This window comes from Algoriphagus sp. Y33 (assembly GCF_014838715.1).
Lineage (GTDB): Bacteria > Bacteroidota > Bacteroidia > Cytophagales > Cyclobacteriaceae > Algoriphagus.
Map to the genome: position 1 here is coordinate 995,892 of NZ_CP061947.1, position 25,002 is coordinate 1,020,893.

Consider the following 25,002-nt stretch of genomic DNA (forward strand, 5'->3'; position numbering starts at 1 on the left):
TTTTTTTTGACTATACCCTTGATTAAAATTTCAACCAGCATACCTGCTTTGTCCTCCAAAACTTTATTCTTGTTATTTTTTCATCTTTCTCCGGCATACGTTTTTTATAATATTTTGAACTTGGTGAGCGTCCCATTATCCGGCACACCTTAGCATAACTTACATCCGGTCTTTTCTCCACGATATAAGCAATACAACGCTCTTTTTGATAAGGTGTTACCACTTTTTTGAGTTGATCTCCTTCAAAATATCAATCGAAATCTGCTGATCTGCTACGATACGCTTGAGGCGGGCATTTTCCGATTCCAGCTCCTTCACCCGCTGAAGTTCCGAGAGGGTCATACCGCCATATTTGCTTTTCCAGTTATAGAATGTCTGTTCGGAAATACCGTATTCCCGGCAGATCTCCACCCTTTACTGCCTCCCTGCTGGCTCTGCAGCACCTTTAAAATCTGAGTTTCTGTAAATCTTGATTTTTTCATTGTTTTTTCCTGACGTTAAAATTATTACTCTAAATCTAAACTTTCTGAAAAAAGCAGCCATGTACCGATATATTTCAGTAGCACATCAATTACACTTGCTCGCTGCCTATACCGTACAACGGTTAAGAATAACTATGTCCTGTGTTTTCTATCATCAAGGATATCGTTTTAGATGGATTATTTATAGCAAATTCTGGAACATAAAATGTTCTCCGATACTATATAAAGTATTATAAATAATAGAATTAGAATTACAACGGGTAAATTATTCTAGTGTCCAATAAAAACTATTAGAATAAGCCATTTCGAATATTAATAAACTATTTTTTGGAATTTACAACTAACAAAAATCTGATCTACAGGGAACGTAATAAGACTTTTGATGAGGCGAGAAAAAAATAATAGTAGCTAATAACAAAATTAACCTATTCTAACAGTTTCATATATTTATTATGGGGGGTGTTAATTACTGTATTAAGATTCTAATCTTTACATTAATGTATGGTCATACCGCCATCTACAATATGTTCTTGCCCTGTAATAAATGAGGCTTCTTCTGATGCTAGAAACACTACAATACCTGTTAAATCCCTTGTTTCTGAAATTCTACCCAACGGTATTTCATCTAAAGCACTTCTTCCTTCTTTGGATGCATCTTTATCGGTAGCTTCTATCATCATAGGTGTAAGTACAAAACCTGGATGCATGGAGTTTACCCGTATGTTTTTTGGTCCATACTCAAAGGCAACAGCTTTGGTCATGCCTCTAATAGCAAATTTACTGGCCATATAAGCAATATTTGGGAATCCAAAACAGGCAACAATTCCTGCTATGGATGATACATTGATTATTGAGCCTACTCCAGCTTTCAACATTGAAGGGATGACAGCTTGCATCCCCAACAGAATGCTGTGCTGGTTAATATCAATGACTTTAAGGTAGTCTTCATATTTAAGTTCCATTACACCAGCTACTGGACCTAAAATCCCTGCATTGTTTACCAAGACATTGATATTACCAAATTTGGCTTCGCCCTGTTTTACTGCATTTTCCCAATCTTTCACATTGGTAACATCCAGCTTCACAAAAAGTGCATTTTCGCCTAGTTCTTTGGCTAAAGCTTCACCCATTTCTTCTCTGACATCTGCTAAGATGACTTTAGCTCCTTGGTTGATAAATTCTCTAGCATGGGCTTCTCCCATTCCTCTTGATGCGCCTGTTATAAGGGCAACTTTGTTTTCTAATCTATTCATTTTAATTATATTTAATTATTAAAATATTACTATATATGTTGCTACAACTCTTAGATCATTCACAGTAGAGTGTGTTGTCTTTTTTGCCCCTTTAAACGATTATACTATATATATTTATCATAAAATTCTGCATACGAATTGTATGTAAAATCAAGAGCATCTTTCCCTACACCTTTATTACCTAGAATAATATCAAAACCATGGTAGCAGGTTTTATAAAATTTGAAGATTACCGGGATGTTTTCTCTTTTCAAACTTTCTACATAGTTTATCGTTTCATCTCTAAATGGTTCTAAGCCACCTACAAAAGTTATAGCAGGTGGCAGGTCTCTATAGTTGGTATTTCTGGCAGGAGCGGCATAGGAAGGTATTTTTGCCCCACTTTTTGATAAATCTCTTAGATATAATTTCCAAGCAAAATTATTGGAATCGGAATTCCATAAAGGAACATCCATATCCCTGCCTGATTCTGTAATAGCCCTATCATCGATCATAGGATAAATAGGCATTTGAAATGCCACATTTACATCCTTGGTATCTCTGATTTTTAGGGTTACAGCTGCGGCCAATCCTCCACCGGCACTGTGCCCGGCAATAATAAATTTGTCTTTGGTAATTCCTAGTTTGTCAATATTATCTTTTATCCATAATAAGGTATCGTAGCAATCATTAAAAGCTGCTGGATAAGGGTCATTAACTGCTTTCCTATAATCTGGGGCTACTATAATACAGGGTCTCTTTTTAATAAAGGATTCATAATAATTTCTATACTCTTCAGGAGTTCCGATAACCAATCCGCCCCCATGGCAGTATAGCATTACTGGTAACTTTTCTTTTTGATTTAAAGGTTTAAATATTCTTACTCGAATTTTTGGGCCATTATTATTACTGTGTATGAATATTTCTTGACAATCTAAACCATCGATACCTTTGCCTTTAACAAGTTTAGTTCGAAGATCCATCAGCTTGATTCCCCATTTTTTGGTTAATAAGTACGCTACAATTTTAAGAGGATAAAAAAGGGTCTTTAGATCCTGATGAACCATTTCTTTAGTTACTTTCATTTGTTCCTAATTTATCTTTTAAATGACTGTTAGCTCAAAATTCCAATAGAAGATACCATATTCAGTACCCACAACAGCCACTTTGGTCTAATAAAAATTATTTAAGAGTGTCTTCAATAGCTTAAAAGGAAGTAACCACCGAACGTCCTATAATTTTTCCTTCATCAAGCTCATCATAAGCTCTTTGAATATCATCGATGTTAATTTCCTGATGAATGAGATCATCTAAATTCATCCGTCCTTGTAAATAAAGGTTGGCATACATAGGAATATCCCTTTTCAAGTTGGAAGACCCCATCATTACGCCTTCCAGTTTTCTGCCTGGTATGATAAAATCGACCGTTCCGTCAACTTCTGTTTGAACTCCTGGAGTATGCATACCAATGAGGTAAGCACTGCCTCCTCGTTTTGCCATAGAAAGAGCTTGTTTGGATGTTACTGGCAAGCCAATAACTTCAAAAGCAGCATCTACTCCAACTCCGGTAATTTCCATAACCTTAGCAATTGGGTCTTCATTTTTGGAATTGATGATATGGGTGGCTCCAAATTTTTTAGAAAACTCTAATTTATCATCCTGAATATCTACCACAATTATGGTTGTAGCACCAGCTATTTTAGCTCCTGAAACGGCATTTAAGCCTACGCCACCCGCCCCAATTATTGCAACCGAATCTCCTGGACGAACTTTGGCAGTATTGATTATGGCACCAGCTCCTGTTACGGTACCACATCCTAAAAGACAGGCTTGAGCAAAGGGCATTTCCTTAGGGATTTTAGCCAATTGATTTTGATGGACGAGTGCTTTTTCAGCAAAACCTCCTAAACCGAAAGCCTGTGTTAAACTGCTACCATCTTTCATACTTAATCTTGGTTTATCACCTGGTTTTCTGAGTGTTTTCTCAGGATGCTGGCAGGTATGTGTATGACCAGACAAACAAGATTCACATTCTCCACAATATTGAATTAAACATCCAACTACATGGTCACCAACCTGAAACTCTGTTACTCTATTTCCCACACTTTCTACAACACCAGCAAGTTCATGCCCCATTACTATAGGAAAAGGATATAAACCAAAATCATTTTGTTGCAAGTGGGCATCAGAATGACATAATCCTGATGCTTTTACATTAATTAACACTTCGTGTTCCATTGGCGAATCTATCTCTGCTTCTTTGGTAACGAATGGCGTTTTTACTTTTTCTACTATTGATATTTTCATCTCCGATATTTTTAAATTTTTAAATTTTTAAATTACTGTGCTATCCAACCACCATCAACTGGTAGTGCTATTCCTGTTATAAAAGAGGCATCATCCGAACATAAAAAAACAGCCGCATTAGCAATTTCTTCGGGAGTTCCCAAACGACCAATAACTTGCTGTGCTGCAATTTGGGCCTCAAGTACATTATCTCCTCCTACGGTTCGTTCAAACATCGGAGTTTTAATACCTCCAGGGCAAATAGCATTTACCCTCAATCCTTGTTTTGCATAATCAACTGCAGTGGTCTTGGTCAACCCTACTACACCATGTTTTGATGCCACATAGATTGGAAGAGTAGGAACGGCTACCAACCCTGCAGCTGATGCCGTATTTACAATTGATCCCTTGCCATTTTTTAGCATTTCCGGAATCTCGTATTTCATACATAGCCAAACACCTTTTAAATTGATGTTCATCAACCTATCAAACTCTTCAGAAGTAGTTTCAGCTATAGGAGCTACTTTTCCTTCTATACCTGCATTGTTAAAAGCAAAATCTAATTTACCATAGGTAGATACTGTTTTTTCAACCATGGACTTCACATCCATTTCCTTTGAAACATCACATTTAATGTAAATGGCTTCGCCGCCTTCTGCTTTAATTAATTGGATAGTTTCACTGGCATCTACGACATCAGCAACAACTACTTTGGCCCCTTCCTTAGCAAAGGCTAATGCACTTGCGCGACCCATTCCGGTAGCACCACCAGTTACAATTCCAACTTTGTTTTCAAGTTTCTTTTTCATAATTTTTTGATTTTTATTTGATTTTAAATTTTGTTATCTGTATTTAAAAATTATACTCCAAGTGCTTTTTTGAAATTGGCAAAATTTCTGTTTTAATTAATTCTTCGTTTTTCATATTCATTAGAAGTAGAATACAAATTTGGCAGTAGGATTTTAATATAAAAAACATTTTGACTAAATAAGTTTTTTGGTCGAAATACGGTTAAAAAAAAATTGCTCTATCTCTTAATGCCATTGATTAAAACAGATACTAACAACTCTGCTTTATCTGCCAATGATTTGAATTTATTGTTTATTAAAATATCCATTTCAATACCTCTTACGCAACTTACCAGAAGTTCACTCAACGTTTCAATTTCCATGGTAATTTCTTTAGTGAAAAAGTTAGCTTTTACACCCTTTCTTAAAATAGAACTCAAAAGATTCTTCTCTTCATTATCATATCTATTCCGAAGATTGGTGAAATCTTTATTAAACCTGCCCTCTAAATCATTTTCTATGGCAAAGCGGTATAAATTGGTTTTTTCTTGTAGGGTTTTAATTTTGGTTACGATGTAAGTCTTTAGCATGTCAATTTCGTTGGTTTCTTTATTAACAGCTTTCTTAACAGTTTGAAAGAATTCATCCATTTCAAGGTTTATAACCGCATTAAAAATCTCGTTTTTATCCTTAAAATAATAGTATAAAGTGCTTTTACCCTTACCAGCCGACTTTGCAATATCCTCCATGGTGGTTTTGTTTAAACCATATTGCTGAATTAGTTTTTTAGCGCCATTTATGATGTCCTGAACAATAATTTCTTCTTTTTCCATTATCATACTTTTTGACTAAAATCGTATTTTGTTCGACAAAAGTATAAACAGTTTTTTGATTGTGCAAATTTTTTTTGCTTTTTTTGTTGTTGCCTGTATTTGTGGGATGGGATTGGCTCTTTTGCAAACTTTGGGTGGTGGGTTGGCTTGGTGCGGTTTGCAAATGTGCCAATGGCGTTGGCTAAAAATTTTTTCCTGTGCGGTGGGCTTTTTTTAATTTTTTTCTGTGTCAGCAGTTGTCGGGGCGTGGTCGTCTGTCAGAGGTCGGTCGGGTCTTGCAGGGTCTGTCCACCATTGCCGCTAACGTTTTGCGGCTTGGCGTAGTGGCGGATTTTTAGCACAAAAGCTCAATCGAAGAACTGCACTTTAACCTACCACAAAACTGTCATACGAGGCACTGAATCCGCCATTACGCCAAACCGCTGTTAGGCGTAGTTTTTATTTCAACTTGTCGCATACTTCTTTACAATTCTGTTCAATTGTCTTACAAATTTCATCTATTGATACAGATGTTTTATTTTCCGAAAATGGCTCGCCAAATAAGTTTGCCAATTTGTTGATTGTCAAAAATGCAGTACTTATTATTACCATTATTGGAACAGCTAAAAACTCAAAACCACTTTCTTCGCCACCTAAGTCAATGTCACCAATAAACAAAGGGATTAGGATTACATAGAAACTCACTATTAATTTAGTAAATGCACTATAAATCATTAAAAATGGTGTGTTCTTTATTCTTTCTGCTTTTCCTTGAATTTCATAAAAACGATTGATGTGCTGCATCAAATCTCCTTTTTCAATTCGGGCTATTGGTGCAAAATCATCTTCAATTTCTTTGGTAATAGCTAGTAAAATCTCATTTGAAATTTTATTATCAGCATTGATTTTAAATTCGGAAATAAGTTCAAGAGATTGACTGTCAAATGTCGGATGAGCGTTATTGTGCATCTCATTTTTTAGCTGTCTAATGTATAAAATGCTTAACTCTATAACCTTTCGTCCTTTAAGACTTAGATTATTTTGTTTGATTTCTTTGAAATGTTGCTCATTACCGTAATAGGCAAAAAGTTTTGCTACAAAACTTCGTGTATTGTTAGTCAATTCACCAAATATTTTTCTTGCTTCCCACCATCTGTCATAAGCGGAATTCATTCTAAAGCCCAAGAAAAAAGCAACTGCAAGTCCAAATACTGAACCTATTTGTCCTGATATTTTGTATATGTGGTCACCAAAATATTCTTCAAGAGCAAGCACTAAAATTGTATAAACCGTTGTGATTATAATAAACGGTGTCGCAATTTTCAGCAAGTGAAATAAACCTTGTTTTTCTGTTTTTATCATATTAATCGTCTTCGTCTTTTTCAGCGTTATTCTTTTCTAATGCAGGTGAATTGTTTCCGCTTCTAATTTCTGTATGTCTTATTTCACCACCGGTTGTACCTGTCTGTTTGGCAAAGAATAATACCACAAATGCAAAAACTAATGCTGCTATTGAAATAATGGACGAAAAAGATTTTTGCTTAAAACTTGCCCAAAGACCAAGTAACGAAATGCCACCTAAAATATAAGATAGCAAGGCAAAGGTTTCAGCTGTTTCTTCGTGATTTTCGATGTAGTTTTCTGTTACACCACTTATTTTTTCCACGATTTCTTCGGCTCCTTCACCAGTTGACATAGCTGCTATTGCAGCTAATGCACTAAGAATAAAAATCATAAATGCTGTTCGTTTAACAGCTTCTGATTTTGAAACAAGTCCTGTAATCATTACAATTACTCCCACGATGGGGAAAATGATTGGTAAATGATTTACCACTAAATGCCAATGTGCTCCGTTCATATTATTGTATTTTAAAATTAAACATTTACTCCAAATAGATAACCAACTAACGCAGAAAGTACCATTGCAATTGTACCCCAAATAGTAATTCGTAAGATAGCTTTTCTAATGCTAGAACCACCAGTTTTAGCTGAAGTTGCTCCAAGAATGATTAAGAAAATGATAGTAAAGCCATAGAGCCAATACTCCATACCTTTCACTGGGGCAAAGAGGACAACTAAAAGTGGTAGTATTCCGCCAACTGTAAAAGAGGCTCCTGAAGCCAATGCAGCTTGTATAGGGTTTGCTTGACTAATTTCGTTAATTCCTAATTCATCTCTAATATGTGTTCCTAATGCGTCCTTTTCTGTAAGTTCAACGGCTACCTGCATAGCTGTTTCCTTTTTTAGTCCACGTTTCTCATAGATTTGAGCCAAAATATTTAGTTCTGCTTCTGGCATTTCTTTTAGTTCTTTTATTTCTCTTTGGATGTCTGCCTTTTCGGTGTCTGTTTGTGAACTTACCGAAACATATTCACCAGCCGCCATTGATAATGCTCCCGCTACAAGTCCTGCTACTGTAGCTAAAACTGTAGGTTCTCTTGTCGCACTTGCTGCTGCAACACCAATTGCCAGACTTGAAATTGAAATTATACCGTCATTCGCTCCAAGAACGGCAGCTCTCAACCAGTTGCTACGGTGTATGTAATGGCTGTCTAAGTAGTTGTCAATTGTTATCATTTTCTTTTATTTGTTTTGTTAATTTCGGTCGTCTTAAAATTACGCCTAACTTATTTATTTATGCACCTTTGGTGCACATATCCAACCGTTTTCGGGTGGATATGTGCACTTTTGGTATTGTTTTTTTAAAGGTCATCAAATGGACTTTTTACTTTTTGGAGACTTTTCTGACTCACATGGGTATAGATTTCAGTCGTTTTGCTTGAACTATGCCCCAATAACTCCTGAATAAACCTGAGATCCGTTCCGCTTTCCAGAAGATGGGTGGCGTAGCTGTGTCTTAGCCAATGAAGAGTCACCGGCTTCTTGATCCCGGCTTTACTCAATGCGGTTTTCAATACTTTTTGCAAACTTCCTTCACTATAGGCTGTATTCTTTTTACTCCCTTCAAATAAATAGCTTCCTGGCTTTTCCATTAGGTAATACGCTCTGAGCATCCCGATGATTTTATCACTGATCGGTACCATCCTGTCCTTCGCACCTTTCCCTTTATTGATTCTTAACATTCCTCTTTTTGAATCCACATCTTCCAGTTTGAGGTTCAATAATTCACTTCTTCTTAGTCCACAGGCATAGATGAGACTGAGCATCGTCCGATGCTTTACATTTTTGTGCGCTTGGAGTATATCTTTCACCTCTTCTTTGCTGAGTACATGGGGAAGCTGTTTGGGTTTTTTGGGTCTTTCGATCTCTATTGGTTCGAGCTTGCGTTTTTGTTTGTTCGAAAAGTACAGCTTTACCGAATTGATCACCTGAGATTGAAAGCTAACTGAGTATTTTCTCTTAAGGATATAATTTTGGTGGAAATTTTCCAAATCCTCAGTGCTGATTTCTTCAGGCTTTTTGTTTTCCGTATAGCGGAAAAATAGGCTAAGGCTCTGGCTGTAGGTTTTTACCGTGGATTCGGCATAGCGTCTGTTCTGCATCCAGGCTATAAACTTTCTGATTTCTTGGTCTAAGTTGGGTGCCAATTCAGGCAGGTTTGCAGGTAATTGTACTGCTTTTATTTTTTTGAAACCGGAATAATCTATCCATGCTTTGCCTTTGAATAAGATGAGAAGTTCTTCCACAATGCCTTCCGAATAGGGGAGCGACCAAGCTCTTCGTTCGGGGTTCCATTTTGCCATAGACAGGGTTTTTACCAACTCTATAAGCTCTTGGTCATAATCGAATTGGAGCAATACCACTGCTTTCTTCTTCCAGATTGTAGATGTGGCAAAAATTGTTTTCATGGTCAAAAAAATGAAATGAAAATGAAAGTTAAGAAAAATTGATAGAATGCCTAATTTCATCTATTGAAGCCTTCGGAAAGGGCGAGTGTCAGCTTCTCCACGGCAAAGTGAGCAATTGAATTCTTTCTGTTTCCCAAGTTGTTTTTTCTGATTATGAACCTGAATTACTCAAATCGGGTTTTGCAGACTTAACTCTACTATTTCATGGCTAGAACAGCTGAGCGTAAGGTCACCATGGGGCAGGTCTTTAAGACCATTATTTGGCCCCGGAGAAAGCATTTGTTTTTAGGACTGTTTTTGATCATTATCTCCCGTCTAGCAAGCCTAGTGCTGCCTGGAGCGAGTAAAATCTTGATTGATGACGTGATTCCCTCCAATGATTTGACTATGCTGAAATGGCTGATCGGAGGCGTGGTGCTGGCAATTGTGGTGCAGGCATCCACTTCCTATGCGCTGACCCAGATCCTCAGTGTGGAAGCCCAAAATCTGATTTCCAAGCTCCGATCACAGGTTCAGGCACATATCATCAAGCTCCCGATCCGGTTCTTTGATAATGCAAAAACGGGGGAGTTGGTGTCCAGGATTATGACCGATGTGGAAGGTGTGAGAAATCTGGTCGGAACCGGATTTGCCCAAATGATAGGCGGTTTATTGACAGCTGTTATTTCCCTTTTTCTGCTGATCAGTATCAGCCCGATGATGACGCTCTATGTGCTTTTGCCGGTGGTGATCTTTGGGTTGGTTTCCCTGAAAGCCTTTGGGAAAATCAGGCCGATTTTCCGTGAACGCGGCAAAATCAATGCACAGGTCACGGGAAGATTGACCGAAACCCTAGGCGGAATCAGGGTGATCAAGGGCTTCAATGCAGAGCAGCAGGAGATTAATACCTTTGCTAGGGGAGTAGATGAGCTGTTTCAGAATGTTAAAGCCAGCCTGACCGCGACAAGTTTTGTGACTTCTATGGGCGCTTTGCTGTTGGGCTTGGCATCGGCGGGAATCATGGGAATGGGGGGCTATATGATTATGCAGGGAGAGATGACTTTTGGGGATTTTCTTGCCTTCACACTTTACTTGGGATTTATGATTGCTCCGATCGTGCAGATGTCCAATATAGGCAGTCAGCTTACCGAGGCTTTTGCGGGTTTGGACCGTACGGAGGAAATCATGAATACTCCCTTGGAAGCGGATGACCGTACCAGAACGCTGGCATTAACCGATTTTAGTGGGGACATCAGATTTGACAAGGTGTCATTCGCCTATGAGCAAGGCAAAGAAGTGATCAAGGGAGTAAGTTTCCATGCCCCGGCGGGTTCTGTGACTGCATTGGTAGGAACTTCCGGTTCCGGTAAAACAACCATTGCCGGACTTGCGGCTACGTTTTTGAACCCGGATTCGGGAAGGATTTCGCTGGATGGGCACGACCTGCAGACGGTAACACTGGACTCTTTTCGGGCTAAGTTGGGCGTGGTGCTACAGGACGATTTTCTGTTTGAAGGCACGATCAGGGAGAATATCCTTTTTCCGCGACCCAATGCAAGCGGGGAAGATTTGCAGAAAGCGGTAGTTGCTGCGCATGTGCAGGAGTTTACCGATCGCTTTGAGGATGGCTTGGATACCTTGATCGGGGAGAGGGGAGTGAAGCTCTCCGGTGGGCAAAGGCAGCGTATAGCGATTGCGAGAGCTATTTTGGCTGATCCCAAAATCCTGATTCTGGATGAGGCAACCTCTAATTTGGATACCGAATCTGAAACATTGATTCAGGCGAGTCTGAAGGAGTTGATGAAAGGGAGAACCACTTTTGTAATTGCCCACAGACTGAGTACAATCCGTCAGGCAGACCAAATATTGGTGGTAGAAAAAGGCACTATCGTGGAGCAGGGGCAGCATGATGAACTTATTGCGCTGCAAGGCAGGTATTATCAGCTGTATACTTATCAGGCGAGGATCTAGGGTTTGATCGTCATTGCGAACGACGAAGGAGTGTGGCAATCTCTTGTTTTGTATCAGCTGTACAATCAGAAAGTAGAAATTCTCAGGTGAATGAGTAAAATCCTTGTTAAATTGGCGTATGGAAATCAGGTTTATGACCCAAGAGGAAAGTAATAAGCTTAGGCAGGAAGAGTTCTTGAAACTTAGTCCAGCCGAGCGAGTTATGTCCTTTTTTGAGTTATCAAGACGGATTCTAAGGTTCCCCACTGAAGCTAAGACTGATTCAAACCGGAAGAATTTTGTATTAAAGAAAAATTAAGATGGGCCTTGAATGGAAAGAAAGTATTGACCAATTTAGTCTAGATGATTTGCCGGTAAGCAAAAGAAGGGCAGCACGACCCAAGGATTTGTTAGATATTCAGCAACTTAAATCTCTGAATAAATAGGGCATGCTGAAAAACGCCGATAAAAAATTTAAAAGCTATTTTTTTATGTGAGCGGTTTTCAGCAAGTGCAAGCTTTTTAACGACAATAGGTCATTATTCATGCACTGGAAAATCCTAAAATCGTGATTTTTAGGCTAGCCTCAGCCATACCATCTTCTACGTTGGCCTCATTCGAAGTATAAGCATACATCTTCATTCGGCCGCCTTGAAGCTGGCATAGCTGAGACTTTTTCAGCAAGCCCTAAATGGGTTTTAAAAAGAATAGTTTTCGAAAGCAACAGCGGAGAATCCTGATTTTGGTAGGGTGCAAATCCCAAATCTGAAAACTGAGATCCGAAAGATAGAATAGGAGAGGCTGATGCGAAGGGAGATCACCCAACACCCGTCATCCTACATTTTTCTAATCATCTTCACCACCTGGGCGATATGTTCTGCCTGATAAAAGTTGTCATGTTCGATTTCATGTTCGATTTTTTCATGCTCCCAAGTAATGTGAAATGGAATATGGATGGCATGACCGCCAAGTTCCAATACCGGAAGAACATCAGATTTTAGACTGTTTCCCATCATCAGAAACTCCTCCGGGGAGACATCGAGATGCCTGACAAGCTTCGCGAAATCTTCTACTCTTTTTTCACTCATAATCTCAATATGATGGAAATAATGATCCAAACCTGATTTCTTGAGTTTTCTCTCCTGATCTACCAGATCTCCTTTGGTGGCCATGACTAGGCGATAGTCGTCGTGTAATTCTGCCAAGACTTCCTCTACGCCGGGGAGGATTTCCACCGGCTTTTGCATCATATCATAGCCGATCTCCAGGATTCTATCGATAAGCTTCACCGGGATTTTATGTCCTGAAATGCGGAGGGCTGTCTGGATCATGGATAGCATAAAGCCTTTGATGCCGTAGCCATACAAGCCCAAATTTTCTATTTCTGTGCGGTAAAGTTCTTTTATGCTGCTGTGCCTAGGCATGAAATCCTCCATCAGACTTCCAAATTCCTCCTCCGCCTCACGAAAAAAGGGTTCATTTACCCATAGGGTATCATCGGCATCAAAAGCGATTACTTTGATCATGGAATTGTAAAATTGAAATAGTGTAATATTCGGGAGTTGTAAAGTTAAGGACAGTTTTCGTCATTGCGAGGCACGAAGCAATCCGGTTTTACCAAAGCAGAGATTGCTTCAGTCGTACCTCCCTCGCAATGACGTTCACTTGATTGCTTCAGTCGTACTTCCTCGCAATGACGTGGGATACAATCCGTCATTGCGAGGCACGAAGCAATCTAATAAATCGGGATGATTTGAAATTGCATCGTTGCACCTCGACTCAGGGATATTATTTTTTATTAATTTAAAACTATGCAAAAGGGTGGAGCTGTTTACATCATGACCAATCATAGACATACAGTACTGTACACTGGGGTTACGAATGATCTTTTAAGGAGAGTATATGAACATAGAAACAAACTCAATCCTAATTCATTTTCAACTAAATACAATTTGACTAAGCTAGTGTTTTTTGAATCTTTTCACTCCATTGATGAGGCAATTGTAAGGGAGAAGCAGATTAAAGGTGGCAATAGGAAGGGAAAGGAGGATTTGATAAATTCAATGAACCCCAATTGGAAAGATTTATGGGATGAGATTAGGGAATGGTAATTAATCCTTGGTGTCGTATAGCATTTTTTTTTATCGTCATTGCGAGGTACGAAGCAATCCTATTATGAAAATCGAGATTGCTTCGTTCCTGACAAAAGTGCGGGACAGGCTGTACCTCCTCGCAATGACGTTAACCAAAGCATAGATTGCCTGCCTGCGTAAGGCAGGTTTCGGTCATACCTTCTTCGCAATGACGTAGAAATTTACAGTTGTAGGTGCTTTATCTTGAAAGAAGGAAATAACTTTCCCGTCATTGCGAGGCACGAAGCAATCCGGTTTAACAAGCAGAGATTGCTTCGTAGTACCTCCTCGCAATGACGGTACTATTTTAAATCTCCCAGCCAATCCAACAACACGTCTCTCCAGCCCGCCACAGCACCTTTTCCCAGACCAAAACCGAATCCATGACCGCCTTTGGGATAGATATGGAGGGAAGCGGGAACCTGATGTGCATGCAGGGCTTTGTAGTAGAGAAAACTATTTTCTATAGGAACTCCGCTGTCGTCCTGGGCATGTACAAGGAATGTTTGTGGCGTTTCCGCAGTGACATTCAGTTCTCCGGAAAAGCGGTCAATCAATTCTTGGTCGGCATTGTCTCCGATTAGGTTTTTCCTCGAACCTGAATGGGCAGCCGCATCCCGGAATGAGATAACCGGATAGGCCAAAATGGAGAAATCAGGACGGGCAGAAAGTGCATCAATTGCGTCTTTTGACCTTTCCACATCATGGGCATATTGGGTGCTGACTGTAGAGGCCAAATGTCCTCCGGCGGAGAAGCCCATGACACCGATTTTGTCGGGATCAATCATCCATTCTTCTGCATGATGTCGGACAAGGCGCACAGCACGCTGCGCATCAAGCAGGGGAACCTCTTTGGCATCAGTCAGGGATTTGGAGTCCGGAAGTCTGTATTTGACCACTATTCCCACTATCCCCTGTGTATTCAGCCACTTGGCAAAATCTCTTCCTTCCCAATCATACGCCAAAATATGATATCCTCCTCCGGGGAAAATCACAACTGCCTGTCCGGTGCGCACTTGCTTGCTTGGCAGAAAAACTTCGATCTGGGGAATCTGCACATTTTCTATACGGATAATTCCTTCTTCTATGGCTTTTTCTTCCAATCCCATGTCATTTTGAAGGGGAGGGGTTCCCTCCCATAGTGGAAGGACGATTTCTTGGGCATTTACGATCATGCTACACATGATAAGGCTGATTACTAAAAGGTACTTTTGCATAGGTGTTATTTTAGGCGTTGAATTCAAAAATCTTGTCCATTAATTGCCAGCGCCAATTATCGGGTGTGCCGGGCAGATTGGTTTGGTATTGTCCGAGAAAAGCTTCCCATTCCTGTACTCTCCCGTTGGCATTGTCCAGGGCGGCTTTCTTTTCGAAAGTAAAGTTTTCGTCTCCTACCAGTATCATGCTCAGTCGGTGTCGCCAGCGATAGATGCTCATTTGTAGAATTCCTGCCTCACGGATACTTTCTATAATTTCGGGAGCTACGGCTTTATGGCATTCCACATAGGCTTGAATTGCCTCCTCATCGTCTCTTAGATCACAGATCAATACAAAGGTTTGGGTTTTCATAATTCTATCTTAATCAAATAATTCAAAATCTCTTGTTCAAGTCTCATGACTTGGACACATTACAATGCAGTCTTCAGACTGCAAAAGTTGGAGTTTTTCTTTTAACTGGCAGTCAGGAGACTGCAATATGATTGGCACATGAGACTTGCTCCAAAAGCCGCGTAGTAATCTTCCGATTTTTCAATTTTTCAACGATTTCACTCGTAAACTAAACAACAACACCATCACAAAGCAGGAAAGGGGTAAAATAAATGAGAAATTGACTTCGGGAACCCCTAAAATCAATGTATCATCATATCCAACTCCACCGATGTCCAGGATCATTCCCTGTAGTGTGGGCATGATCGCTCCGCCCACAATTGCCATGACTAGATAGGCAGCAGCAAATTTGGAATCCTCTCCCAATCCATCCAGGGCGATTCCGTAAATCGTCGGAAACATCAAGGACATAGCGAAGGAGATTGCCACCAAAGAATAAAGTCCACTTATTCCGGGTAGAAAAATAGCCCCTGCCGTGAAGAGAATTGCAAGTATGGAAAATATACTAAGCAACTTAGTAGGGGAGATGTAGCGAAGCAAGAATGTACAAATCCACCGGCCTACCAAAAAGACAATCAAAGCGGTGTAACCATAATTAACCGCGTCGGCATTGGAGATTCCAAGTACCTCGGCGTACTGGTATATGTAAGTCCAGACCATGATCTGGGCACCTACATAGAACATCTGTGCCAGTGTGCCTTCCACAAAGTTTCTGTTTTTCAACAGACGGCCCATAGTGGCTGTGAATTCTACCTTTCCTGTCTCCTTGCTCTCTGGCATTTTCACCAAAGCAATAATCACCAAAATCGCAATCACCACCAATCCCAGGATTACATAAGGATTGCGGATAACCAGAAGATCGGACGTACGGATCACGGCTTTGGCAGCTTCATCCAGCGAAGAGAAAATGATATTCCCATCGGCATCCGTTGCATTCGATTGAAGTGCATTCAATATAAATTGCTTGGCTACAAACAGCCCTGCCAATGCTCCCATGGGATTGAAAGCCTGCGCCAGATTCAACCGCTGAGTTGCCGTGGCTTCCGGACCCATGGACAAAATATAAGGATTGGCAGTAGTCTCCAAGAAGGCCAGTCCAAAGGTCAAAATATATAGAGAGGCAAGGAAAAAACCATAGCTTTCCCAGGCTGCGGCTGGATAAAACAGCAATGCCCCGAAGCCATAAAGTCCCAGACCGAGCAGAATTCCTGTTTTGTAAGAATACTTCTTGATGAAAAAAGCTGCAGGCAAGGCCATGGTGAAATAGCCGCCGTAAAAGGCCATTTGCACCCAGGAAGCTTGCGTATTATTCAGTTCGAGTACACGCTTAAATGCGGCCACCATAGGATTGGTGATGTCATTTGCGAAGCCCCATAGTGCAAAGAGGGAAGTGATTAAAATAAAAGGAAGCAGAAGTTCCTTGGGGACTAGGGCAGGTTTTTGGGTCATGGGGATGGTTATTTGTTATAAAGCTCGGTCAAGATGGGTATATCCGCCATCTACAAAGAGATACTGTCCTGTGATATGGGCGGCTTTGTCGGAAAGAAGGAAAATAGCCATAGCAGCAATTTCCTCCGGCGTGGTCATGCGTTTTCCCAAAGGGATTTTAGCAGTGATCTCAGCTAACTTCTCCTGTGGGTTGGGAAATGTGTTGATCCAGTTTTCATAGAGCGGGGTGTATACTTCTGCAGGAATGATGGCGTTGACGGTGATTTCGTAGGGAAGAAGTTCCACCGCCCAGTCTCGGGTAAGGGAAAGCTGGGCACCTTTGGCAGCAGTGTAGCCGGAAGTTCCTCCCTGGCCTGTCACCGCTGTTTTGCTGGAAATATTGATGATACTTCCTTTGGATTTCTTCAGATTAGGCAAAGCAAAATGTGCCAAATGATAGTAATGGTTAAGGTTTTTGGCCACGGATTTTTCAAATGCATCCGGGTTTCCATTTTCCAGTCCCACACTGTCGTTTGCTCCTGCATTGTTGACAAGGCCGTCTATTCTTCCGTATTTTTCAAGGGTAAGTTTTACTGTTTTTTCTGAATCCACAGCTTCGAACAGCCGGATGGGAATCTGAAAAGCTTCTCCCAAAGCAAGGATTTCGGCTCCTTCTTTTTCTGAAGGATCGATCATCACAGGAATCGCTCCCTCAGCTATCAATCCTCTGGAAATGGCACCGCCGATTCCCTTGGCTCCACCGGATATCAGAATGACTTTATTGGTTAGGTTTAGGTTCATTTTATAAAAGTTTCTTTTGTTAACTAAGATAATTCCAGCACAATTTTGTCGCCACTGGCGACACTTTTTGTAGTTAGCCAAATAAACTAGCAAGCTAACCCACTCAGAGAAGATTTTTCTTTTTCCAATTTATTCAAGCCCGAGGAGTTGAAATTATTATAGCAATAAAAAAAATTTTAATAGGCTAACCCTAACCCTGAAAGGGTGAAATTATAGCTGCTAATTCTATCAATTCTGCGGATAATATCACCCCCTTGGGGTTGATGTTCACAAAAAATAACGAAAAGCTATAATTCTGTCAGCCCCTCAGGCTTAATATGTACCTTCATATTTTTATTCACAGCTTAATATATTACCTCTGACTTTTTCAATTGGATAAGTCTAATAAATTCGACCAACTTAATTGTCGTTCCAGTGGCACGACAATTCGATAATCTTGAAATACTTTCATAACCTGAATCATTCTGTTTTTTTCTTATTAAAAGTAGAAGATAATTCTACATGTATATTCGCTTTTCCGGCAGTAAAGCAATGATAGCATCATAGGATTCGGAAAACACTAGCGTGAGGGTACTTCGGTCACCCGTCTTCGGTCTTCCGTCCAGTAAAGCAAAGAGAATATAGCTACTGGCATCATCCGATGGCTATCTGATACAGATAATCACAATTATACCACCCCATAAAACTCCATAGCTGTATTTCCCATAATTGCATCTTTTTCCGAATTGGAAAGCCTATCCGTGAACCGCTCGATTACTTCCAATACTTGCTCATATTCTCCCGCCACCTTGCAGACTGGCCAGTCGCTGCCAAACATCAGCCGCTTTGGCCCAAATAACTCAAGAGCTACGTCCAAATAAATCTGTAGGTCTTTTGCTGTCCACTTTTTCCAATCAGCCTCGGTGACCATTCCGGATACTTTGCAGAAGATATATTCCCGCTCTGCAAGTGGCGACAACTCTTTTTTCCATTCTCTCCAAATGCCCAATTTGATATTTGGCTTGGCCAGATGATCGATGACAAAGGGTTGCTCCGGGGCTTTTTTTACAAATTGTAGAGCTGCTTCCAATTGATTGTGGAAAATCAAAATGTCGTAGGTATAGCCACGCTTCCCGATCTTCTCTATGCCCCGGATGAAGTCCTTTCGCAGCATATAGTCCACATTTTTGGACTGTAGGATTTCCCTGTAGCCTTTCAGCTTTTTTTGCGAAGCAAACTGATCCAGATCCTTGTCCAGCTCATCACTTGCGAGGTCTGCCCAGCCCACTACGGCTTTGATTTGTTCATGCTCTTCTGCAAGATCCAACAAGTAGGCTGTTTCCCGAAAACTCTCATCCGCCTGCACGGCTACGCAACCATTGATCTGATGCTCCGCTAAAATGGGCAGTAGATCCTCGGGAAGAAAGTCCCGCCGGATCACCTTCATATCGTCGGTGATCCAGGAGTGTTTCTGGGGATGGTACTTCCAAAAGTGCTGGTGGGAATCCAGTCTCATGCTTCAGGGTCGTTGATTGCTGTTTGCTTGGCTTCGCCAAGTCCTTCGATGCCCAGTTCTACCACGTCACCTTCTTTCAGGTAGGTAGGAGGGGTCAAGCCCAGGCCAACGCCTGCCGGAGTACCGGTGGAAATCACATCACCGGGCAATAATGTCATGTATTGGCTCAGGTGCTCGATCAGTGTAGGAGTATCAAAAACCAGATCAGAGGTGTTGCTGTCCTGAAGCATCTTTCCGTTCAGTTTCAGCCAGAGTCTTAAGTTGTGCGGATCTTCGATTTCAGTTTTGGTGACCAAGACAGGCCCTAACGGGGCGAAGTTGTCCGCACTTTTGCCTTTGACCCACTGTCCTCCATGATGCAATTGGAAATCGCGCTCGCTGACATCATTGTGGACACAGTAGCCGGCCACATATTCCATCGCATTTTCTTTGCTCACGTACTTGGCCCGCTTGCCGATGACCACTGCCAGTTCTACTTCCCAGTCCGTTTTTACCGAGTTTTTCGGGATCAAAATATTGTCAAAAGGTCCACAAAGCGAAGAAGTTGCCTTCATGAAAATAATAGGGACCTCGGGAACTGCCATTCCTGATTCTATGGCATGCTGACGGTAATTAAGACCTATACAGATGATTTTGGAAGGCCGGGCGATAGGAGAACCAAGTCTGGAGCCGGACGGAATTTCATTTAAGTTCTTCTGATTGGCATTTAGCCACTCTTCCAGTCTGGCCAAACCGTTGTCAGTGAAAAATTGCTCATTCCAGTCCTCGCCAAATGCTGAGCAGTCCAGGTATTTGCCATTTTCGTCCTGGATTCCAGGCTGTTCTTTGCCGGCTTCGCCGAATCGTATAAGTTTCATAGTAGTATCAAATAATTAGATTATAGTATCAAGTAAGTAAAGTCAAGAAGTTAGAGTCAAGAGTCAAGGTTGTCATTGAGTTGAATAAATGCATTGAGCTCGTAAATCGTAATTCCTAACTCGTAAATCGAATCACATTTTCAATCCCAAGAATCCTCCGTCTATCGGAATATTGGTTCCTGTGATAAAGCTTCCCGTATCCGCACTCACAAAATAGGCGAGCTCGGCAATCTCTGCCGGAGTGGCCATTCTGCCAATGGGCTGGGTTGCGGCAAGTTTTTCAAACATTTCCTGCTCTTTACCAGGATAGTTTTTTGCCAAAAAACCATCCACAAAAGGTGTGTGCACTCTTCCCGGTGACAGGCAGTTACAGCGGATCCCGTCTGCTACATAATCTCTGGCTATGCTGAGTGTCATGGATAGAGCCGCTCCTTTGGTCATGCTGTACGCAAATCGATCCGGAATGCCGATAGTAGCCGCTACAGAGGCCATGTTGAGAATGGATCCCCCACCGTTTTCCTTCAGTTTTGGCAGTGCCGCTTTGGTGCAGTTGAACATTCCTTTCACATTCACCTGAAACACTCTGTCAAAATCCTCGGTGGAAGTTGTCTCCAGGTTTCCTATATGGGAAACCCCGGCGTTGTTGATCAGCGTGTCGATTTTGCCGGGGATGGATTGGACTAGGGATTCTGATTCTGCAGGATCAGCTACGCTTCCGCAAAGAAATGTGACCTCGTGGCCTTTTGATCGTTCCTCTTGCGCCACTTTTTCACCCACTTCAGGGTTGATGTCGATGAAATAGACTTTAGTTTTTTTGGATGCGAATAGCTGAACCATGGCGAGTCCGATTCCGGATGCTCCGCCTGTAATGAGTACTGTTTTATTTTCCATGCTTAAATCAAAATGGAAGGTAGCACCTGCATTTTTTAGTGCCAAAGAATTTTGTACAGATTAGTTTATGTATCGTCGCTTTTTTACCGGAAGGGTTTTAAAAGCATTACAAGCAATGATAAATGCATGGCCATTGCCGCTTGGGTCTTCTCTCGCCCGTCTTCTAGCCACATAAACCAAAGAAGACATGGCTTCCGGAATCTTTACAGCTGATTATATCAAAGCATTACTGTTTCACCGGTTTTGACCGATTCATCGCAGGCAAAGGCAATTTTGAGGCTGTTTAGGGCATCTTCCAAGTGATGGTCCAGATTAAGATTTTCTTCAATGGCTTTCAGAAAATACAACTGCTCGCGATTGCAAAGCTCCTGGTGACCGGGTTCGTCAGCGAGATCGATCCATTCATCAGTCTTTGTAAACTTGTTTTCAGAATCTATTGCAGCATGGTGTATTCGGATGGACTCAGTTTTTGTATGTGAATCCACATTATCGGATTGTCCGCTTGCACCGGCGTCTTTTGCGGTAATAGAAACGGCTCCCTTCGGTCCAAAAACGTCCTTCACAAAAAAAGCTGTCTCACTGATCATAGGTCCCCAGCCGGCTTCGTACCAGCCGATCGAGCCGTCTTCGAAGCGGATCTGAAGTTGGCCGTAATTGTAATTATCTTCAGCGATATCTTCAGTAAGTCTGGCACCGATAGCCGAAACAGAGACAGGTTTGGATCCCGTCATCTGACACATCACATCGATGTAATGCACCCCACAATCTACGATTGGGCTGAGGCTTTTCATCAGTTTACGGTGTACATCCCACATGTAGCCCTGGCTTTGTTGATTGAGATTCATTCGCATCACAAGCGGTTTTCCGAGCTTTTCAGCTTCTGCAATAAATCGTATCCAGGAAGGATGATGTCTCAAAATATAGCCTACAACTACTTTTTTGTTGACTTCCTGGGCTTTTGCAATAATCCGCTCACATCCTGCGATGGAGTCGGCAAGAGGTTTTTCGATGAAAATATGGCACCCGGCCTCCAATGATCTTACGGCAAAATCCTCGTGGGTGTCGGGATAAGTGGAAATGCACACTGCATCAGGTTTTGACTCTGCCAAAGCTTTCCCAAAATCTGAATATAAGGGATAGTCGGCTCGAAGCTGCCCATTAAGTTTCCTATTGGAATCACCTCTGGATACCAGTCCACAGATTTCGAACTTGGGAAACTTGTGATATGCTGCGGCATGGGCAATTCCCATATTCCCACAGCCGACGACCAGAATTCTGATCGGTTTGTTTTGTGTTGACATTCTGGAACTATTGGTCTTGTGATCTTTATTGAAATCGAACTACGGCTCAATTGGATTTTTTCATCATTTCCTCCTTCGAAAGTTGGATGACTTTCACAGATAAGGTGACAGGCTTGATGGGTTCGTCTGTACTATCGCGCTTCACACGGACGATTTGTTCTATCACACTCATTCCTTTGATTACCTGACCAAAAACAGTGTAGTCACCATCCAGCCTATGTAATCCATCGGGATTTTGAACGATATAGAACTGACATCTTGCAGATAATTTACCCGGGTTGTCATCCCTACCCGCACCTACTGCACCATAGACATGAGTGAGCTCAGGTACAAACTCCGGCTTCAGTAAGTATTCGGGATCGTTGAATCCTTCCTCAGTATCAGGACATCCACCCTGGGCTACAAAGTTTGGGATCACTCGATTGAATGTCAGCGAGTCCCAATAACCTGCATTTGCCAGGGCTATGAAGCTTTCTTTGTGATTTGGTGTTCGGTCATCGAGCCGAATCAAAATCTCACCATAGGGCGTGATGATTTGGCCTACAGGTACTGTTTCCGGGGGAGTTTGGGCAAAGGTTATTCCTTGTAGGAAAATTAATAGATTGATAATTAGTACCGTTCCTATTGAAAGGGGATAGGGAACCTTGAAATTGCTTAATTGGATATAAGGCAGAAAAGAAATGTTCATTTCGTTTGGATAGGAATTCTAAATATAGATTTTTTGTAACCTGAGAAATAAAAGTAGTGAAATGAATCAAATATCTTCTTTACACGAGAATGAATTAGACAGACTATTGGCACTCAGTAATTTGGGAATAGACTACTATGAGCCAAAGCAAGGCCTGAATTTCCTTACAGAGCTTGCGGCTAAGATTTCGGGGACAGAAATCTCTTTGGTTAATCTAATAGATTCCTTTACACAGTGGAGCGTGTCTTCATTTGGGTTGGACATCACACAAATGCCCAGAGAAGATTCGGTGTGCCAATACACCATCCAAACTTATTCTAATGAGGGTTTTGAAGTGGAGGATTTAAGTATAGATGAGCGTTTTAAAAATAAGTTCTATGTAAAAGGATCACCTAATCTACGCTATTATATGGGGGTGCCATTGACTTCACCGGAAGGATATAATCTGGGGGCGTTGTGTGTGATGGATAGTAACCTGAAATATCTTTCTGAGGATGTAAAGGCAATTTTGAGATTGATTGCATTGCAGATTGTAGATAGACTGCGGGTAAATAATCTGGTGGCCAATCTTAAAAATAATCTTCTTGAATCTGAATTGTCCCAAAAAAAGCTGGTTCATGATATCCGTGGCCCGATAGGAGGGATCATAGGGCTGTCAGATTTGATTTTGGATGAAAGTAGTCCCATAGGGAGGGAAGAAATAAGGGAATATTCAGAAATGATTAAGCAGAGCAGTTTGTCATTGCTCGATTTGTCCAAAGACATTCTTTCAAAGGAATTTGACAGGAGTATACATAGAATCCGTGATTTAAAAGAAGGGGAAACAAATCTGATCAAGCTCAAAGAAACAATCTTGCGTCTATTGGCTCCCCAGATAAAGGTCAAACAAATCAAATTCACAGTAAGACTAAGTGAAGAGAATCAACTAGAATGCTTTTCCAAGCTCTATGTTCTTCAGATTTTGGGTAATTTACTATCCAACTCCATCAAATTCACCAACCCGCAAGGTGAAATTCAGGTAGAAATGAATTTGAAACGAAGGGAGTTGGATTTGATTTTAGACTTTAGCGTGGAAGACAATGGAATGGGGATGGATTATGCAAAAATCAGTGAAATTTTAGAGGGAGGAACCTCTACGAATCAAGGAACGGGAGGTGAAGTGGGATTTGGTTTAGGATTGAGTTTGGTAAGGCACCTTGTCCGACAGCGTGATGGAACTATGGAAATAGCTTCCGAATTGGGGAAAGGGACGAGATTTAGGATTGAGATGAAGGTGAATTAAGATTAAGGGCCGCTTTTTGATTATTTACCGGATTGGCATACATTGCCAAGAAGCTTTTGATTAGAAATTCATTCTTAGTGTTGACCTTTTCATTCATTCTTTTTTCAAAGGATATCTTCTCAGCATCTGTGTAGAACTCCATATATTCCCTATCTCCATAGAGTAAATCATGTGCGATGTAATTACTAGGCCAAAGCTTGTATCCAGTCCAGATTTTTTGGTCAATGCACTCTGCCAGCTTGCTGAGTTTGTCGGGTTGACTCAGTTCCATAGTTGAGATTTCCCGGATTTCCTTTTCCAAAATACCATTTACTTGTAGGTGGATTCTTTTTTTGGAGCCGATGATTCCCCGAAGAAGATTCAAAAAGTCTTCATTTTCACCTTTGACATACTTTTCATCCCTAGACTTGGCTAGCCATTCGGGCATCTTCAAGACATCAGTAGGGTCGTATTCATAGGAAATGGAGACTGGTACCACTTTGATTTTTTCAAAAAAGCCAAAGGGATTTGCTTCTTCTGCCAGCGTGAGCATTTTCAGTACCCCTCTGTGCGTAGCGTCATTGCCATCTTTGGTTCTTCCCTCCCGCTGCGCGGTCCATACCGATCGATTTTCGGTAAGAAGTGACTTCTTTATGTATGCGGAGGCTAATTGGGAGCTTTCGAGGAGAGCCCTTCCCTGAAGTCCACGTTTTATCGCAAAATTTCTGTTTAGCCGGGAAAGCGTATGCAAGAATGGTTTTTGGATCAAATTGTCCCCAATAGCAGAAGTCGTGAGGACCAGGCCATTTTCATATAGGCATGCATTCAGCAATGAAGTGTCGAGGATAATATCCCGGTGATTTGATATGAATAGGTAAGCAGTATTGGATTCCAATTGCTCAAAACCGCCCGTACTCAAACCTTCCGAGCTTTTTTCCAAGACTTTCTGTACTCCAGGGTAAATAAAGTTGACCTGGAAGTCTCTTAGCGAATGCGTATGGACCATCAGGTCTTTCCAATGCTCCTTAGTATCAGACGGAAAGGTGAAACTCATCATAGCCTCAAGCATAGGGTCATCTACAATCTTGCGGATTGCAGCGTTGGCTTCTGCGTCATAAAAAGGCCTGATTGTATCAAATTGCGACATAATTATCTTTTGGATGGTCTGCAAAAAGCAAATTTTAGATCAGAATTCTAAGCTA

Annotated in this window: 25 protein-coding genes; 3 read left to right on the plus strand and 22 right to left on the minus strand. The window is 41.2% G+C overall.

Features of this window, described 5'->3' with window-relative positions:
• Window positions 1–216 precede the first annotated feature (216 nt).
• The 11 genes from ID165_RS04160 to xerA all read right to left on the minus strand — a co-directional run bounded on the left by ID165_RS04160 (window position 217) and on the right by xerA (window position 9,409).
• Entirely contained in the window at window positions 217–405 is a 189-nt protein-coding gene (locus ID165_RS04160; RefSeq protein ID WP_225587123.1) for a transposase, read from the minus strand.
• Window positions 339–482: a hypothetical protein gene (locus ID165_RS26595; RefSeq protein ID WP_225587184.1), complete on the minus strand. Its 144-nt coding sequence runs from the start codon at window positions 480–482 to the stop codon at window positions 339–341. Before ID165_RS26595 ends, ID165_RS04160 begins: the two co-directional genes overlap by 67 nt.
• A 494-nt stretch (window positions 483–976) precedes the next feature.
• Complete coding sequence (locus tag ID165_RS04165; RefSeq protein WP_192349125.1) at window positions 977–1,735, minus strand: SDR family NAD(P)-dependent oxidoreductase; 759 nt, start codon at window positions 1,733–1,735, stop codon at window positions 977–979.
• Window positions 1,736–1,839: 104 nt separating this feature from the next.
• The gene (locus tag ID165_RS04170) at window positions 1,840–2,799 is read right to left on the minus strand and encodes an alpha/beta hydrolase (protein ID WP_225586979.1); all 960 of its coding nucleotides are present in this window, start codon (window positions 2,797–2,799) and stop codon (window positions 1,840–1,842) included.
• A 121-nt stretch (window positions 2,800–2,920) separates the two neighbouring features.
• Entirely contained in the window at window positions 2,921–4,021 is a 1,101-nt protein-coding gene (locus tag ID165_RS04175; protein WP_192349126.1) for a zinc-binding dehydrogenase, read from the minus strand.
• Window positions 4,022–4,053: 32 nt separating this feature from the next.
• A complete protein-coding gene (locus ID165_RS04180) occupies window positions 4,054–4,809 on the minus strand; it encodes an SDR family oxidoreductase (protein ID WP_192349127.1) in 756 nt (251 codons plus the stop codon).
• 218 nt (window positions 4,810–5,027) lie between these two features.
• On the minus strand, window positions 5,028–5,621 hold the full coding sequence (locus ID165_RS04185; RefSeq protein WP_192349128.1) for a TetR/AcrR family transcriptional regulator: 594 nt from the start codon (window positions 5,619–5,621) through the stop codon (window positions 5,028–5,030).
• 438 nt (window positions 5,622–6,059) lie between these two features.
• Window positions 6,060–6,962 (minus strand): bestrophin family ion channel, encoded by a 903-nt coding sequence (locus tag ID165_RS04190; protein WP_192349129.1) that lies wholly within the window; start codon window positions 6,960–6,962, stop codon window positions 6,060–6,062.
• 1 nt (window position 6,963) lies between these two features.
• Window positions 6,964–7,458, minus strand: coding sequence for a hypothetical protein (locus ID165_RS04195; RefSeq protein WP_192349130.1), 495 nt, complete (start codon window positions 7,456–7,458; stop codon window positions 6,964–6,966).
• Window positions 7,459–7,475: 17 nt separating this feature from the next.
• Window positions 7,476–8,177 carry a VIT family protein gene (locus ID165_RS04200; RefSeq protein ID WP_192349131.1) on the minus strand — a complete coding sequence of 234 codons (702 nt, stop codon included), beginning with the start codon at window positions 8,175–8,177 and terminating at the stop codon, window positions 7,476–7,478.
• 125 nt (window positions 8,178–8,302) lie between these two features.
• Window positions 8,303–9,409 carry a site-specific tyrosine recombinase/integron integrase gene (gene xerA / locus ID165_RS04205; protein ID WP_192349132.1) on the minus strand — a complete coding sequence of 369 codons (1,107 nt, stop codon included), beginning with the start codon at window positions 9,407–9,409 and terminating at the stop codon, window positions 8,303–8,305.
• Between the two features lie 204 nt (window positions 9,410–9,613).
• Here xerA and ID165_RS04210 point away from each other — a divergent pair, with 204 nt between their 5' ends.
• Complete coding sequence (locus ID165_RS04210; RefSeq protein ID WP_192349133.1) at window positions 9,614–11,359, plus strand: ABC transporter ATP-binding protein; 1,746 nt, start codon at window positions 9,614–9,616, stop codon at window positions 11,357–11,359.
• A gap of 815 nt (window positions 11,360–12,174) precedes the next feature.
• Here ID165_RS04210 and ID165_RS04215 read toward each other — a convergent pair.
• The gene (locus ID165_RS04215; RefSeq protein ID WP_192349134.1) at window positions 12,175–12,864 is read right to left on the minus strand and encodes an HAD family hydrolase; all 690 of its coding nucleotides are present in this window, start codon (window positions 12,862–12,864) and stop codon (window positions 12,175–12,177) included.
• 285 nt (window positions 12,865–13,149) lie between these two features.
• Between ID165_RS04215 and ID165_RS04220 the strand changes: the two genes are divergently transcribed.
• A complete protein-coding gene (locus ID165_RS04220) occupies window positions 13,150–13,449 on the plus strand; it encodes a GIY-YIG nuclease family protein (protein ID WP_192349135.1) in 300 nt (99 codons plus the stop codon).
• A 323-nt stretch (window positions 13,450–13,772) separates the two neighbouring features.
• Here the strand turns inward: ID165_RS04220 and ID165_RS04225 are convergent, their stop codons facing one another.
• From ID165_RS04225 to ID165_RS04265, 9 genes are all read right to left on the minus strand, one after another.
• Window positions 13,773–14,687, minus strand: a complete 915-nt coding sequence (locus ID165_RS04225; protein WP_192349136.1) for an alpha/beta hydrolase — start codon at window positions 14,685–14,687, stop codon at window positions 13,773–13,775.
• A gap of 10 nt (window positions 14,688–14,697) precedes the next feature.
• Window positions 14,698–15,039, minus strand: coding sequence for an L-rhamnose mutarotase (locus tag ID165_RS04230; RefSeq protein WP_192349137.1), 342 nt, complete (start codon window positions 15,037–15,039; stop codon window positions 14,698–14,700).
• Between the two features lie 180 nt (window positions 15,040–15,219).
• A complete protein-coding gene (gene fucP / locus ID165_RS04235) occupies window positions 15,220–16,527 on the minus strand; it encodes an L-fucose:H+ symporter permease (protein ID WP_192349138.1) in 1,308 nt (435 codons plus the stop codon).
• 15 nt (window positions 16,528–16,542) lie between these two features.
• Complete coding sequence (locus ID165_RS04240; RefSeq protein WP_192349139.1) at window positions 16,543–17,307, minus strand: SDR family oxidoreductase; 765 nt, start codon at window positions 17,305–17,307, stop codon at window positions 16,543–16,545.
• A gap of 667 nt (window positions 17,308–17,974) precedes the next feature.
• Window positions 17,975–18,802: an amidohydrolase gene (locus ID165_RS04245; protein WP_192349140.1), complete on the minus strand. Its 828-nt coding sequence runs from the start codon at window positions 18,800–18,802 to the stop codon at window positions 17,975–17,977.
• A complete protein-coding gene (locus ID165_RS04250) occupies window positions 18,799–19,659 on the minus strand; it encodes a fumarylacetoacetate hydrolase family protein (protein WP_192349141.1) in 861 nt (286 codons plus the stop codon). The genes ID165_RS04245 and ID165_RS04250 overlap by 4 nt, the downstream gene beginning before the upstream one ends.
• 132 nt (window positions 19,660–19,791) lie before the next feature.
• The gene (locus ID165_RS04255; protein WP_192349142.1) at window positions 19,792–20,550 is read right to left on the minus strand and encodes an SDR family NAD(P)-dependent oxidoreductase; all 759 of its coding nucleotides are present in this window, start codon (window positions 20,548–20,550) and stop codon (window positions 19,792–19,794) included.
• Between the two features lie 218 nt (window positions 20,551–20,768).
• Complete coding sequence (locus ID165_RS04260; RefSeq protein WP_192349143.1) at window positions 20,769–21,851, minus strand: Gfo/Idh/MocA family protein; 1,083 nt, start codon at window positions 21,849–21,851, stop codon at window positions 20,769–20,771.
• Window positions 21,852–21,897: 46 nt separating this feature from the next.
• Window positions 21,898–22,539, minus strand: a complete 642-nt coding sequence (locus ID165_RS04265) for a peptidylprolyl isomerase (RefSeq protein ID WP_192349144.1) — start codon at window positions 22,537–22,539, stop codon at window positions 21,898–21,900.
• A gap of 61 nt (window positions 22,540–22,600) precedes the next feature.
• Here ID165_RS04265 and ID165_RS04270 point away from each other — a divergent pair, with 61 nt between their 5' ends.
• Window positions 22,601–23,821 carry a GAF domain-containing sensor histidine kinase gene (locus ID165_RS04270; RefSeq protein WP_192349145.1) on the plus strand — a complete coding sequence of 407 codons (1,221 nt, stop codon included), beginning with the start codon at window positions 22,601–22,603 and terminating at the stop codon, window positions 23,819–23,821.
• On the opposite strand, the gene ID165_RS04275 is transcribed toward ID165_RS04270, so the two are convergent.
• Window positions 23,796–24,947 (minus strand): 1-acyl-sn-glycerol-3-phosphate acyltransferase, encoded by a 1,152-nt coding sequence (locus ID165_RS04275; protein WP_192349146.1) that lies wholly within the window; start codon window positions 24,945–24,947, stop codon window positions 23,796–23,798. The genes ID165_RS04270 and ID165_RS04275 overlap by 26 nt on opposite strands.
• Window positions 24,948–25,002 lie beyond the last annotated feature (55 nt).